Here is a 14,218-nt window from a genome sequence, read left to right as displayed (position 1 = left end):
ACGCCGATTTGACGCTGCGCGCCCCAGCGGGTATGATGTCTTTATCGGAGTGTAGCGCAGCCCGGTAGCGCACCTGGTTTGGGACCAGGGGGTCCAAGGTTCGAATCCTTGTACTCCGACCACTCCTTCTAGAAAGCCGGTTGTCTTCGACAACCGGCTTTTGCTTGAGCGGCCCGGCAAAACGTTTGCCGCGCGCGCCAACCACCACGCCAGAGCGTCCGCTCTCTCACACTGCCCATAGCTCAGTTGGATAGAGCATCAGCCTTCTAAGCTGAGGGTCGCTGGTTCGAACCCAGCTGGGCAGGCCAATGAAATCGATGACATTAGTCAAATGTCATACCCGCTCAGTTGCTGATTTTGCCGCAAGGTTGGATACCCGTCGGTTTCAACTCGGCGCTTTTGAACGCAGTAACAGTCGTACCCTATCGATTTCGACATATATTAAAGAAATAGCGCTGTCCGCCCTAAGTAATGAAACTCCCGCCGTCGTGGCCGGCAATCTGATCTCCTGTTGAGACACTTCATGTATTCAGGAGTCCGGCAATGGGTTCGACGGATTTCCAGGCGATATATGAGCGTTGGGGCAGCTCCAGCTTTCGTACGTCAGGCGAACGCGAACAGCGCCAAGAAATAAATTAGTCGTGTCAGAACAAGGGCCGCTTGAGGTTGTCTGCGTGGGTCGCAGAAGCCGTAAGCGAAAAAATTCCGCTATTGCAAAGAAGTGCAGTCAATGGAAGATTTCTACCGTGGCCATATCGAAGGCTTGGGCTTTATCGACGGCTTCGGTAACAAGCTCCCGGATCGAAACTACCGTACCGCTTTATTGTGATATGTGGGGACTGAAGCCCGGTTTCCATAAGCATCATCCTCCACTCATTTACCACTGTAGAATGGTTGACCAGCACGCGCGTCCGGTTTGGCTGACCACTGATACGCAATGACTGAGTTAATATCTTGCTCGATACGGCGTATAGCTGGGATGGAATCATTATATACGGACGCCTTACACACTGGCCCTGATGGCGTAACGCGTAGCGTTCGAGTGATATTAAGGCTGTTCCCGCTGATACGGTATTGGGAGCGATAAGCAACAGGTACGGCGTCGGTCGGATCGAGCACGACGTCCTGCGGCAGCTGCGACAGTGTCATCCCTGCATTCAGGGAGATTGCCGTGTTCTCACTGTACACGACCGAAGGACATGGGTAATCCAGGCGTTTTTCCGGACCTGACGCCGCGCGGACGAAGGATCCGATGCCGCCGAACAGTAAGCCACGTGTGGTGCCGAGTTCCCCGTGGGGCCGACTCATAGATTTGGGTGCGAGCTCGAAATCAACTCGAGTTTCAGAACTTGCGGACGGACTGTCAATTTGCGGTCGGGCGATAGCGCCTGTCCCACGTTCGCCGTCCTGCTGAAGTATTGCCGTTACGACCTCGACATCCGGCATTTGCTTGATCGCGGCAAACGCCGCCCGATTGAGCATTGCCGATATACCGCGATAGGTGATCGTCGAGGTGCCGGCTATTGAGCCGTCATCCCTCAGCGTGAGATGTTGCGAGGTACTAACATTGACATAGCCAGTGGAGGCAATCGGGGCGATCCGGATACGGGTGGCGCCGTCGACCAGCAAACCGTTCTTTCCCGCCACGTCCGGTGTCAGTACACCAAACGGCGCGTCTTTCTGGGTCGAGTCGAGGAAGACGTCCAGTTCGGGAATAAATACGATGATGTGATTATAGGCTTGCGGCGCGGCGGGTGCTGCATCCCACCATTCGGATCCCATATTGAGTAGCACTCCATCACTGGCGATGCCCTTGGCTTTCAAGAGCATTCTCAGGAGGGCAACATGGCCTTTGCAATCGCCGTAGCCATTGCGCAGTACTTGGGCAGCCGGGCGCGCTTGCCAACTGCCGGCGCCAACCTGCACACCGACGTAACGGATATTGGTTGCGACCCAGCGGTATAGTGTGGAGGCCTGTGCACGTCGATCTATGATACCCTTCGTCAAACGCTCCGCGAGTGCGGCGACCTCCGTCGGGGGCTCAGCGGGGTGGCGGGTTCGGGTTGTTCAGGGCAGCATTGCACCCGAACGCCGCAGCGCGGCCGACCCACATCGCCGCCACGCCGTTCCCGCCAGTGAATGCCAGCGACATCATGCCGGCACCCAGCCCGATTGCGGCACAGCCAGCCGCGACGCCGCTATTCCAGTCCAACAGCAGTGAATTGCCCTGGAAAAGACCCAGCGTGACTGTGCCGTTTGCCATAGGCGTGACGGTCACTGAAAACCCAGCCGGAATCGTTACGGTCGTGGTTTCGCCGCCAGCGACCGAGTTAATTTCCGGTAATGTCAAGAGCCTCATCAGTTCTCCTAGAAAATTTGCCACATAGGTGGCATTGATACAGCCGATTACTGCGTCTTATTGCTATCGGCTGAAACTGTTGCTGCCCCTATGCGGCTTCCCTTACTGGATTCGGGATGATGCCGGCGAAGCTGACGTCTTTCCTCGTGTTGCGCAGGCCGTGGATGCCCGCCATGAATTTCTCAAGATTTCCCTGATCATGCGCGGCAGCGGCAATGGCTTGTAACAATTGCTCGACTTTTTCTCCGTCATCCGAGTTGCCCAGCAGCGACGTGCGGCAGGCTACAAAGTCAGGCAGGATATGCTCGACCAGCCACGAGAGGTAATCGATCGTCTTCGCTGTATGGACACCTGCAGCGATATGGTAGGTTTCCTCACCAGGAATTGGCTCGGCCGAGTGCCACCAGCCGCGCGGGATATCGCCGGCTTCCAGTACGCCGTCAAATACGGGTACGGCGGGACATTCATGCTTGCGATCCTTGCTGCGCTGCGTTGGCAACGGCATTGCGAACGTGGGTTCATAGACCCTCCAATGCTTGCGGCCGATTAGCTGCACTGCAAACACATCGTGTGTATCCCAATGGCTTCCCAAAGGTGCCGGTGCCGCCAAACGCGGCATATCCATTCGCCACAACTTTTTCGCCGACGAGTTGGCACAGCTCGGCACAGATCGAGCCGATAATGGGACACTTATCGTCGACGCGGTTCATGACCAGCGTCGCGCCGGCCGTCAGCAATTCGCGTAGCCGTTTTGCATTGATGCGCTGGCGAATGTCGTCCAAGTCTTGCGCCGTGTCGAGATACGCGCCCGGTGGTAATAAACCGTTTAGATGAACGGAGAGCTTCTGGTCGTCAGGTGCCCATTGATACAACATGCGCTCGACGTTTGACCAGTCGTATCCGGTCGCCCCCAGTGCTTGTTTTCGATAGAGAATGCATTTTTCAAAATGGCTTGAAAAGAATTGTGAATCGCTGACACCCAATTTAACCATTTTTGTTCCAATCTTGATGTGGAGAGAATTTAATGAATCTGGATCTTCAATTGTTAGCGGGCCTGTTCCAATCCCCGAGATGACCGGGTAATGGAATATACAGGTCGCATCATTCATGTGGTATTTAATATAATTGTTTTAATATGTGCGGGGATGTTACGTGGCTTCCCCGGCTGAAACCGCCTGTTAACTATTACAGCGTATTAAGTTTGCATCATCTGTAATTTCGTGACAATTGGTGAGACTTCTTGCAATTATTTCCCTTAGAATCGCAGCCGATTGCTGCACAATGAAATTACTCTATGGTGTTGATGAGCAACATTTTTTCTGCTGTAGGCTAGAAGTGAGTAATCAGTGCGCGGTTTCCAGGGTAATCAAGACTGCGGCGATATAAGCAATCAGATGGCACGCGAGATCAGCCGCGGCGGATGACCGTTTATATCCAATTGCGCCAAGATAGGATGACTCGGTCGCCTTAAGTCGCGTCATCAGTGATGCAGGTCTGCATCGGACCAGAAGCTGCGACGATTGGTCGATGGGTGTACGGCGGCAGGAAGCAGATCAGGAAGGTATCGAAGCCGTCCAGGATTATGATGGGGACACACGGCGCGAAGCCTGTCCACCGCAGTCCCGACAATTTGGTTGCGTCAAGCAATGTAGATACGTCCCACCGTCGGCATGCCGGTAGTACTCGTCGTCGCCATGCGACCTGACCGCGCCGTTGGCCAATCCAGGGGCTGCTCAACGGCACGTCAGTACGTTCATCCCAGCGGCAGCACCAGGGTAGTTGCCAGCGTCAGCATCACTGCGCCGGTAAGCGCTTCGATCACGCGCCACACCTGCGGGCGTCCAAGCACACCGGCAAACCGGGCCGCGCCGAATCCCAGCCCGGTGAACCACAGCAGCGAAGCCGTCATGGCGCCAGCGGCAAATACTGGCCGTTCACCCAGCGAGTAGCGTCCGCCGACCGAGCCCAGCAGCACGACAGTGTCGAGGTAGACATGCGGATTGAGCAGCGATAGCGCCAGGACCGTGACCAGTGCCGCGCTCGCGTCGCTCGCTGTCGTGCCCGCATCGGCCGTGAGTGCGGCCGGCTGCCACGCCCGCAGCCAACTCCTGATGCCGTACCACAGCAGAAACGCCGCGCCGCCCCACTTGGCTGCGGCCAGCAGAAACGGCGACGACTCGATCAGCGTACCCGCACCGGCCACGCCGAGCCCGATCAGCAGCACGTCCACGACGATGCAGGCGGCGACCGTCAGGGCCACGTGCTGGCGCCGCACGCCCATGCGCAGCACGTGGGCATTCTGCGCGCCGATTGCCATGATCAGGCTGGCGCCAAGGCCCAGGCCACTGAGATACACCGCCGTTGTCGTCATCACGCTCTCCTTGAAAGCATTGATTGTCGAGGCCACCGCAGCGGAAGTGAAGCTGGGTTAAGATTATTCACCTTTCATTAGCCCAGCTTAACTTCGTGATGACTCTCGACACCCGCCAATGCGATGCATTCGTTGCCGCCGCCGACACCGGCAGTTTCGAACTCGCGGCCGCACAATTGAATCTGACGCCATCTGCGATTTCCCAGCGCATTGCCGCGCTGGAAACCGCGCTGGGATCGCCGCTGCTGATCCGCAGCCGGCCGTGCCGAATGACGAGTGCCGGCCAGCACCTGCTGCAATACCTGAGGCGCAGCCGTTTATTGGAGGCGGAATTCCTGGCTGAAGCCGGTGCGAACGACAGGGTGCCCATCCAGGTGGCGATCGCCGTCAATAATGACACGCTGGGCACGTGGGTGTTGCCGGCCCTGGCGCAATTCATGGCCGAGCAGAATATGACGGTCGAAATTCTGCTCGACGACCAGACCTACACGTATTCGCTGCTGGAGAAAGGGCTGGCATTGGCCGGTATCTCCAGCGAACCATTGCCGATGCGCGGTTGTACGGTACAACCATTGGGCGTCATGCGTTACCGGCTGGTGGCCAGCCGGGCGTTCGTGCAGCGCTGGTTCCCGAATGGATGGACGCGCGACGCGGCGCGCCAGGCGCCAGTCCTGTTTTTCGACCGCAAGGACAAATTGCAATCTGAGTTTCTCGAACGCCACCTGGGTCTTTTGCCGGGCGCCTATCCCGTCAATTACGTGCCGTCCAGCGATCCATTCGTGCGCGCCATCCGGTTGGGCATGGGCTACGGCATGCTGCCGGCGCAGCAATATGGCGACGGCCTGGAAACGGGGGAGCTGGTGGATTTATGCCCGGGTGAATATACCGATGTGCCGTTGTACTGGCATGCATGGCGCGTGCAGTCGCCGAAACTCGAACGGCTGGGGCAGGGGATCGTCGCGGCCGCCAGAGGCGAACTGTCGCCCCCTCATGCTTGAGCCTGGCGCTTTCGCGCCAGAAGCTGGCGTGCCGGCGGCCGAGTCCGTGTCCCACCTCGGGGTCTGACCCCGAGGTGGGACACGGACTCTGCCATTAATACTGCTTAGTACGTGTAGAACATGCGCTGGATATCGCGCGTGCTGTTGGTCTTGGTCAGCGCCAGCATCAGCAGGATGCGGGCTTTTTGCGGGCTCAGCGTATCGGCCGCGACGAAATCCAGTTCGTCGTCGTTTGCTTCGCCATTACGTGCCAGGATGCCCTGGCCGACGCGGCTGGCACGCACGATAATCGCGCCTTTCTTGCGGGCCGCGACCAGGCCGGGTTTTACGCGGGCCGCAATCGAACCATCGCCGACACCGGCGTGGATAATCCCTTTGGCGCCGGCGGCGATAAAGGCATCGAGCGCTACCGTATTCATGTTGGCATAACCGTAGACGATGTCCACTTGCGGCAGTGCCGTCAGGCCGGCGATATCGAATTCCGAGTCGGCCGTATGCTTGCGCGTGGAGGTGCGATAAAAGAACGGCTTGCCGCCCTGGATATAACCGAGCAGGCCCAGTTCCGTCGTTTTGAAACTGTCCGGTGTCGAGGTATTGGTCTTGGAAACATCGCGCGCCGCATGGATCTGGTCGTTCAGCGCGATGATGACGCCTTTGCCGACGGCTTCCTGGCTGCCGGCGATCGACACGGCGTTATACAGGTTGATCGGGCCGTCGGCGGACAATGCCGTCGAGGGGCGCATTGCGCCGACCAGGACAACCGGCTTCCGGCTTTTCACGACCAGGTCCAGGAAATACGCCGTTTCTTCCATCGTATCGGTGCCGTGGGTAATCACGATGCCATCCACGTCGTTTTGCGCCAGCAGCGCGTTGACGCGCTTGCCCAAGGTCAGCCAGTGCTCGTTCGTCATGCTTTCGCTGGCGATCTGGAACACCTGCTCGCCCTTGACGTTGGCGATCTTGGCCAGTTCGGGCACGGCGTTGATGAGCTGCTGTACGCCGACGGTGGCGGCCGTGTAGCCGACGGTCGTCGTGCTCGTGGCCCCTGTCCCCGCGATCGTGCCGCCCGTGGCCAGCACGGTGACGTTCGGCAGCTTGGCCGTCTGCGCCTGGGCGCTCGTGAGTGCCGTCAACAGGCAGAAAGTGGCCACCAGCCAGCGTGGCATCGTTGTGCTCTTCATATGCTCTCCTTATCAGGAACGTTGTAATACCCGCATCTTATAACAGAGACAAGGTGGTGTACGAGTGCAACTTGCGGGTTTTTACTGATGGAAATGCTCAGCGGTTTCAGGCATATTGGCGGACTGATCGATAAACTTTCGTTGCCAACAGGCATAATGAGACTGGTGTAATTTTGGAAACCGACGTTCTGAACCTCGCAGTTGTCATGCACCGCAAGCCGCTGGCGAGCCGCTGGCAGCCCTACCAGTGGCAGCCGCTGGAGGTGCTGATCGCTCCCGCCCTGCCGGCGGACGCCGGGCCGCGCTGCCTGCGCGACGACCCGGCCGACCTGCGCTGGCTGTTCCCCGGTTTCGAGCTGCGCCTGTACAGCGACGAGGCGGAAGGCTATTTCCTCAACGTCGATACGGACGCGCCCTGCTGGTTCGTCATGTGGCGCATGGAGGAGATCGACGGTGCCGAGGTGGCCGTGCCACGCTCCGTCACCCTTTCGTACAACGAGGCGGCGCGCCTGATGGACGGCGGCGAGCAGGTCGATACCGTGCCGGCCCCCGCGCTGATCGCCGAGCGCCTGCGCGAGTTCGTCGCGACGTACTATCGCCCTGAGCCGAAACGCAAGCGCCGCAAGCCGTCCTTCGAGGGCGGCGCCGGGGTCGAGCAGATGGCCCGGGCCGAACGGGCGCGCCATGGCGGCTGAAACGTTCTTCGCGCGCTGGTCGCGCCGCAAGGTCGAAGCCGCCGAAGCGGCGCCTGTCGCAGTGCCCGAGCTGGCGACCGCGGCGCCTGTTGATAGCGCTGTCATAGCCGAACCTGCACCGGTCCCGACGCTCGAGCAGGTCGCGCAATTGCAGCAGGACGGCGACTTTCGCCCGTTCGTCGCGCGCGGCGTGGACGAGGGCGTGCGCCGCGCGGCCATGAAGAAGCTGTTCGCCGATCCGCAGTTCAACGTGATGGACGGGCTGGACATCTATATCGACGACTATTCGAAATCGGACCCCATCCCGGCCGCGATGCTGCTGGCGATGAACCATGCGAAGGACCTGCTCGATCCGCTGGGCACGCTGGCACGCGAGCGCGCCAAGCGTGGCCTGCTGACGGCGGCGGAACGGGACGTGGAAAGCGTCGTCGCCGACGCCGCGCCGCCAGAGCTGGCGCCCACGATGCTGCCGAAAATGCAGGCCGAACCGCAGCCCGAGTCCGACGACTCCCCCGAGCAGGAAGCTCCCACCGCCAACGCCGCAGCGGACGACAGCGCGGCGCCATCGCATCTCGACCCAGCCGAACGCCAGGAAGACCATGAACACCCGAATCAAAGTATGTAACTGCAACCGCACGATGCCCGTCGACGGCGCGGCGCTGGGCGCCGCCCTCGACGCGGGTACCTTGCCCGTCGCCTCGCAACTGTGCCGCCGCGAAGTGGGCGATTACCTGAACACGCTGGACGGCGGCGACAAGATCGTCGTCGGCTGCACGCAGGAGCAGCCCCTGTTCGCGGAACTGGCGCAGCAGAAGGGGACCGTGGCGCCGCTGCGCTTCGTCAACCTGCGCGAGACCGGTGGCTGGGGGCAGGACGCCGCGCAGGCCACGCCAAAGATGGCGGCCCTGCTGGCGATGGCGCGCCTGCCGGACCCGGAGCCGGTGCCGGAAGTGGAGTACCACTCGGAAGGCCGCGTGCTCATTACCGGTCCGGCCGCGCGCGTGCTGCCGTGGGCCAGGCGCCTGCAGGGCCAGCTGGAAGTGTCCGTGCTGCTGACCGATACGGACGGCGCCATGCTGGCCGGCGGCCAGGACTGGCCCACGTTTGCCGGCACAGACGTCGCCGTCAAGGGCTGGCTGGGCAAGTTCGACGTGACGTGGCGCCAGGCCAATCCCATCGACCTGGACCTGTGCACGCGCTGCAACGCCTGCGTCAAGGCGTGCCCGGAAGGGGCCATCGGCCTGGATTACCAGGTCAACCTGGACGCCTGCTCGTCGCATGGCGATTGCGTGAAAGCCTGCGGCGCCATCGGTGCCATCGATTTCCATCGTGCCGACACGGCCCGCAGCGGCGCGTTCGACCTCGTGTTCGACCTGCACTTGCAGCCGCTGGTGACGCTGCACCAGCCGCCGCAGGGCTACTTCGCGCCCGGCGCGTCGGACGAGAAGGCGGCCGAACAGGCCATGCAGCTGGCCACCATGACGGGCACGTTCGGCAAACCGAAATTCTTCCAGTACAAGGACAGCATCTGCGCGCACGGCCGCAACAAGAAGGTGGGCTGTAACGCATGCGTGGAAGTATGCTCCGCCGCGGCGGTCAGCCACGCGGGCGACAAGATCCACGTCAACCCGAACCTGTGCGTGGGCTGCGGCGCCTGCGCCACCGTGTGCCCGACCGGCGCGCTGTCCTATGCCTACCCGCGCGTGGCGGACCAGGGCGCGCGCATCCGCACGCTGCTGACGACGTATGCCAAGGCCGGCGGCAAGCGCCCCGCGCTGCTGCTGCATGCGCAGGAAGAGGGTGCCGCGCTGGTCGATGCGCTTGGGCGTGCGGCCGGTGCGGGCAAGCTGCGCGGCGTGCCGGCCCGCATGCTGCCGCTGCCGCTGCACCACATTGCCTCCGTCGGCATCGACGTGTGGCTGTCCGCCATCGCCTATGGCGCGGCCAACGTGATGATCCTCGCTACCGGCGCGGAAGCACCGCAGTACGCGGCGGCGCTGGCGCAGCAGGTGGAGATCGCCCGCACCATCCTGTCGGGCCTCGGCTACGGCGCCGATCACGTGCAGGTGGTGCAGGCCGGCGACGCGGCCACCCTGGACACGGCGCTGCGCCGCATCGAGGCGGGCCAGGTGCCCGCCGTGGCGGCCACGTTCGCCATCGGCGGCGGCAAGGGTGGCGACAAGCGCACCACGCTGGAATTTGCCATCGACCACCTGGCGAAGCACGCGCCGGCGCCGCAACGCGAGATCGCGCTGCCGTCCGGCAGCCCGTTCGGCGCGGTCAACGTCAAGACGGACGCCTGCACGCTGTGCATGGCCTGCGTGGGCGCGTGCCCGGCCTCGGCGCTGGCGGACAACCCGAACGCGCCGCAGCTGCGCTTCACGGAAGCGAACTGCGTCCAGTGCGGCCTGTGCGAGACCACCTGCCCGGAGCAGGCCATCGCACTGGTGCCACGCCTGCTGCTGGCGCCCGAGGCAAAACAGCCGCGCGTCCTGAACGAAGCGAAGCCGTACCACTGCATCCGCTGCGAGAAGCCGTTCGGCACGCTGTCCATGGTGGAGAACATGGTGGCAAAGCTGTCCTCGCACAGCGCCTTTGCGGCCAACCTGGACCGCCTGCGCATGTGTTCCGACTGCCGCGTCATCGACATGATGCAGCCGGCCAAGGAAGTATCGATTTTCGAGGTGAAGCGATGAACGAAACACCGATGCGGTTCGAGACCCCGGACAACGGCGAGGAGGGCGCGCGCGCGGAGCTGTACGGCCTGTTGTCGATGCTGTTCTACCAGGCGCCCACGCCCGACCTGCTGGCGGCCATTGCCGCTGCGCCGGCGGATGGGGAAGGAGAGCTGCCCGAAGCCTGGCGCGCGCTGCAAGGTGCCTGCGCCAGCGCGGACGCGGCGGCCGTGCGCGACGAATACGACACCCTGTTCGTCAGCACGGGCAAGCCCGAGGTGTTCCTGTATGGCTCGTACTACATGTCCGGCTTCCTGATGGAGAAGCCGCTGGCGCTGCTGCGTGCGGAACTGGTCCGGCTGGGCCTCGAGCGCAGCGCGGACATGCCGGAGAGCGAAGACCACATCGCCGCGCTGTGCGACGTGATGCGCGTGCTGATCATGTCGGACGATGTCCTGCATGCCGGCATCGCGACGCAAAAGGACTTCTTTGGCGGCCAGATGCAGCCGTGGGTGCAGCAGCTGTGCGACGCGATCGTCGCGCATCCCGCCGCCGGCTTCTACCGTCATGTGGCGGGCGTGGCGGCGGCGTTCTTTGCCGTCGAGATGCAGGCGTTCGACATGAGTTGACGGAAGTCCCGCCGAACCCACGGTGCCGGTCACCCAGGGTCTCGAAAATGTGTGAGAATGTTGTTTAGTGCCAATAGGCAATAAGTGTTATCAAATCAGTCTGAGGAGACCCGCTTGTCTACCCAATCCAAACCCACGCGCAGGTCGTTTTTTGCCGGCCTTGGCGCCGTTGCCGCCGCTGGCGTTGCCGTCAAGCTGGCCGGCAAACCGGTGGAGCCGGCCGCTGTCGAACCGGCGGCGCAAGAGCCCACGGGCCCCGGCTATCACCTGTCGGAACACATCAAGAAGTACTACCGCACCGCCAAGATCTGACGCGGGGAAAGGACCATTATGTTATTGACTCGTAAAAACAGCGACGGCAGCCGCCAGGTCACGCGCGCCGGCCGCTTTGCCGCCGGCCTGTCGGAAAGCCTGTCGCGTGCGCTGCCGACGATGGACCGCCGCGCGTTCCTGAAGCGCTCCGGCATCGGCGTCGGCGTTGGCATCGCCGCCTCCCAATGGCAGCTCGTGAAGAAGGCGCAAGCCGCCGACAAGCCGGCCGAAGCCTCGGGCCTGAAGCGCGAGGTGCGCCGCACCGTGTGCAGCCACTGCTCGGTGGGCTGTGCGGTGGACGCCGTCGTCGAGAACGGCGTGTGGGTGCGCCAGGAGCCCGTGTTCGATTCGCCCATCAACCTGGGCGGGCACTGCGCCAAGGGCGCCGCGTTGCGCGAGCACGGTCACGGCGAGCACCGCCTGAAGTATCCGATGAAGCTCGTGGGCGGCAAGTACCAGCGCATCAGCTGGGATGTCGCGCTGGAAGAGATTTCGCAGCGCCTGCTGGCGATCCGCAAGGACAGCGGGCCGGACTCCGTGTTCTTTGTCGGCTCGTCGAAGCACAACAACGAACAGGCCCAGCTGCTGCGCAAGTTCGTCTCGTTCTTCGGCACCAACAACTGCGACCACCAGGCCCGCATCTGCCACTCCACCACCGTGGCCGGCGTGGCCAACACGTGGGGCTACGGCGCCATGACGAACAGCTATAACGACATGTCGTTTTCCAAGGCCGTCATGTACATCGGTTCCAACGCGGCCGAGGCGCACCCTGTGTCGATGGTGCACATGATGCATGCCAAGGAAAACGGCTGCAAGATGATCGTCGTCGACCCGCGCTTCACCCGTACCGCGGCGAAAGCCGACCAGTACGTGCGCATCCGTTCCGGCTCCGACATCCCGTACCTGTACGGCATGCTGTATCACATCTTCAAGAACGGCTGGGAAGACAAGGAATACATCCACGACCGCGTGTACGGCATGGAAGCCGTGCGCGAGGAAGTCATGAAATGGACGCCCGAGAAGGTCGAGGAAGCCTGCGGCGTGCCGGAAGCGGAAGTGTTCAAGGCCGCGCAGACGATGGCGCTGAACAAGCCGTCGTCGGTGGTGTGGTGCATGGGCCAGACGCAGCACTCGATCGGCAACGCCATCGTGCGCGCCTCCTGCATCCTGCAGCTCGCGCTGGGCAACGTCGGCAAGTCCGGCGGCGGCACCAACATCTTCCGTGGCCACGACAACGTGCAGGGCGCCACCGACGTGGGCCCGAATCCGGACTCGCTGCCCGGCTACTACGGCCTGGCCACGGGCGCGTGGAAGCACTGGTGCACCGTGTGGGGCGTGGACTACGAGTGGGTCAAGGGCCGCTTCGCCTCGCAGGCGATGATGGAGAAGTCCGGCACCACCGTGTCGCGCTGGGTCGACGCCGTGCTGGAGAAAAACGAGCTGATCGACCAGGACAACAACGTCCGGGCGATGGTGTTCTGGGGCCATGCGCCGAATTCGCAGACGCGCGGCCTGGAAATGAAGAAGGCGCTCGATAAGCTCGATACGCTCGTCGTCATCGACCCGTATCCGTCGGCCACCGCGGCGATGGCCGCGATGACGGTGGACGGCCAGGAGCTCAACCCGAACCGCGCCGTGTACCTGCTGCCGGCCGCCACGCAGTTCGAGACGTCCGGTTCCGTCACGGCGTCGAACCGCTCGATCCAGTGGCGCGAGAAGGTCATCGAGCCGCTGTTCGAATCGCGCACCGACCACATGATCATGTACCAGCTGGCCGAAAAGCTGGGCTTCGCCAAGGAGCTGGTCGCCAAGATCAAGCTGGTGCCGGGCAAGGGCGGCATGCTGGAACCGGAACCGGAATCGATGCTGCGCGAGATCAACCGTGGTACGTGGACGATCGGCTACACGGGCCAGACGCCGGAACGCCTGAAGGCGCACATGCGCAATATGCACAAGTTCGACGTCAAGACGCTGCGCTGCAAGGAAGGGCGCGACGAGGAAACCGGCTACGACCTGACGGGCGATTATTTCGGCCTGCCGTGGCCATGCTTCGGCACCCCGGAGATGAAGCACCCGGGCACGGCCAACCTGTACGACAACAGCCTGCACGTGATGGATGGCGGCGGCAACTTCCGCGCCAACTTCGGCGTGGAGAAGGATGGCGCCAACCTGCTGGCCGAAGACGGCTCGCATTCGGTGGGCGCGGACATCACGACGGGCTATCCGGAGTTCGACCACGTGCTGCTGAAAAAGCTGGGCTGGTGGGACGACCTGACCGAGGACGAGAAGAAAGCGGCCGAGGGCAAGAACTGGAAGACCGACCTGTCCGGCGGCATCCAGCGCGTCTGCATGAAGGTGCACGGCGTGCACCCGTACGGAAACGCCAAGGCGCGCGCCGTCGTCTGGAACTTCCCCGATCCGGTGCCGCTGCACCGCGAGCCGATCTTCGGCACGCGCCCGGACCTGATCGCGAAGTATCCGACGCACGACGACAAGAAGGCGTTCTGGCGCCTGCCGACGCTGTACAAGACGCTGCAGCAGAAGAACGTCGAAGCGGGCCTGGCGGAGAAGTTCCCCATCATCCTGTCGTCCGGCCGCCTGGTCGAGTACGAAGGCGGTGGCGAGGAGACCCGCTCGAACCCGTGGCTGGCCGAACTGCAGCAGGAGAACTTCGTCGAGATCAATCCGCAGGCGGCATCCGCACGCGGCATCCGCAACGGCGAGTACGTGATCGTCTCCACGCCAACCGGCGCGCGCATCAAGGTGCGCGCCCTCGTCACGCAGCGCGTGGCCGCCGACACGGCGTGGATTCCGTTCCACTTCTCCGGCTGGTGGCAGGGCAAGGACATGCTCGAGTTCTACCCGGAAGGGGCCGCACCCGTGGTGCGTGGCGAGGCTGTCAACACGGCCACCACGTACGGCTATGACGCCGTCACCATGATGCAGGAAACGAAGACCACCATCTGCAACATCGAGAAATTTACCGCCTGAGGACCGA

12 protein-coding genes, 2 tRNA genes and 1 pseudogene are annotated in these 14,218 nt (G+C 62.5%); 9 read left to right on the top strand and 6 right to left on the bottom strand.

The window, feature by feature from the left end; translation table 11 throughout:
• The first annotated feature begins 45 nt into the window (after positions 1 to 45).
• Positions 46 to 122, top strand: a tRNA-Pro gene (locus PX653_RS10740).
• A gap of 109 nt (positions 123 to 231) precedes the next feature.
• Positions 232 to 308: transfer RNA gene (locus PX653_RS10735), tRNA-Arg, on the top strand.
• A gap of 565 nt (positions 309 to 873) precedes the next feature.
• Here the strand turns inward: PX653_RS10735 and PX653_RS10730 are convergent.
• From PX653_RS10730 to PX653_RS10710, 5 genes and pseudogenes are all read right to left on the bottom strand, one after another.
• Positions 874 to 2,010: pseudogene (locus PX653_RS10730) on the bottom strand (transglutaminase domain-containing protein); the annotation flags it as partial.
• 31 nt (positions 2,011 to 2,041) lie between these two features.
• Positions 2,042 to 2,359 (bottom strand): hypothetical protein, encoded by a 318-nt coding sequence (locus PX653_RS10725; RefSeq protein WP_277417870.1) that lies wholly within the window; start codon positions 2,357 to 2,359, stop codon positions 2,042 to 2,044.
• Between the two features lie 88 nt (positions 2,360 to 2,447).
• Positions 2,448 to 2,978, bottom strand: coding sequence for a JmjC domain-containing protein (locus PX653_RS10720; RefSeq protein ID WP_277417869.1), 531 nt, complete (start codon positions 2,976 to 2,978; stop codon positions 2,448 to 2,450).
• Positions 2,878 to 3,468 carry a hypothetical protein gene (locus PX653_RS10715; RefSeq protein WP_277417868.1) on the bottom strand — a complete coding sequence of 197 codons (591 nt, stop codon included), beginning with the start codon at positions 3,466 to 3,468 and terminating at the stop codon, positions 2,878 to 2,880. The genes PX653_RS10720 and PX653_RS10715 overlap by 101 nt, the downstream gene beginning before the upstream one ends.
• Positions 3,469 to 4,112: 644 nt before the next feature.
• Positions 4,113 to 4,730, bottom strand: a complete 618-nt coding sequence (locus PX653_RS10710) for a LysE/ArgO family amino acid transporter (protein WP_277417867.1) — start codon at positions 4,728 to 4,730, stop codon at positions 4,113 to 4,115.
• A gap of 98 nt (positions 4,731 to 4,828) precedes the next feature.
• Between PX653_RS10710 and PX653_RS10705 the strand changes: the two genes are divergently transcribed.
• Positions 4,829 to 5,728, top strand: a complete 900-nt coding sequence (locus PX653_RS10705; protein ID WP_277417866.1) for a LysR family transcriptional regulator ArgP — start codon at positions 4,829 to 4,831, stop codon at positions 5,726 to 5,728.
• Positions 5,729 to 5,832: 104 nt separating this feature from the next.
• Here the strand turns inward: PX653_RS10705 and PX653_RS10700 are convergent, their stop codons facing one another.
• Positions 5,833 to 6,894: a type II asparaginase gene (locus tag PX653_RS10700; protein WP_371876472.1), complete on the bottom strand. Its 1,062-nt coding sequence runs from the start codon at positions 6,892 to 6,894 to the stop codon at positions 5,833 to 5,835.
• Between the two features lie 221 nt (positions 6,895 to 7,115).
• Between PX653_RS10700 and PX653_RS10695 the strand changes: the two genes are divergently transcribed.
• The 6 genes from PX653_RS10695 to PX653_RS10670 all read left to right on the top strand — a co-directional run bounded on the left by PX653_RS10695 (position 7,116) and on the right by PX653_RS10670 (position 14,211).
• Positions 7,116 to 7,604 (top strand): DUF3305 domain-containing protein, encoded by a 489-nt coding sequence (locus PX653_RS10695; RefSeq protein WP_277417864.1) that lies wholly within the window; start codon positions 7,116 to 7,118, stop codon positions 7,602 to 7,604.
• A complete protein-coding gene (locus tag PX653_RS10690) occupies positions 7,594 to 8,229 on the top strand; it encodes a DUF3306 domain-containing protein (RefSeq protein ID WP_277417863.1) in 636 nt (211 codons plus the stop codon). The genes PX653_RS10695 and PX653_RS10690 overlap by 11 nt, the downstream gene beginning before the upstream one ends.
• Positions 8,204 to 10,300 (top strand): 4Fe-4S binding protein, encoded by a 2,097-nt coding sequence (locus PX653_RS10685; RefSeq protein WP_277417862.1) that lies wholly within the window; start codon positions 8,204 to 8,206, stop codon positions 10,298 to 10,300. The genes PX653_RS10690 and PX653_RS10685 overlap by 26 nt, the downstream gene beginning before the upstream one ends.
• On the top strand, positions 10,297 to 10,908 hold the full coding sequence (locus PX653_RS10680) for a TorD/DmsD family molecular chaperone (protein ID WP_277417861.1): 612 nt from the start codon (positions 10,297 to 10,299) through the stop codon (positions 10,906 to 10,908). Before PX653_RS10685 ends, PX653_RS10680 begins: the two co-directional genes overlap by 4 nt.
• 114 nt (positions 10,909 to 11,022) lie before the next feature.
• Positions 11,023 to 11,220 (top strand): hypothetical protein, encoded by a 198-nt coding sequence (locus tag PX653_RS10675; RefSeq protein WP_277417860.1) that lies wholly within the window; start codon positions 11,023 to 11,025, stop codon positions 11,218 to 11,220.
• 18 nt (positions 11,221 to 11,238) lie between these two features.
• Complete coding sequence (locus PX653_RS10670) at positions 11,239 to 14,211, top strand: formate dehydrogenase subunit alpha (protein WP_277417859.1); 2,973 nt, start codon at positions 11,239 to 11,241, stop codon at positions 14,209 to 14,211.
• Positions 14,212 to 14,218: the final 7 nt, after the last annotated feature.

Origin of the sequence: Pseudoduganella chitinolytica (assembly GCF_029028125.1) — a bacterium.
GTDB lineage: Bacteria > Pseudomonadota > Gammaproteobacteria > Burkholderiales > Burkholderiaceae_D > Rugamonas > Rugamonas chitinolytica.
The sequence above is the reverse complement of the archived record's forward strand: the minus strand, read 5'-3'. Positions and strand labels throughout refer to the sequence as shown.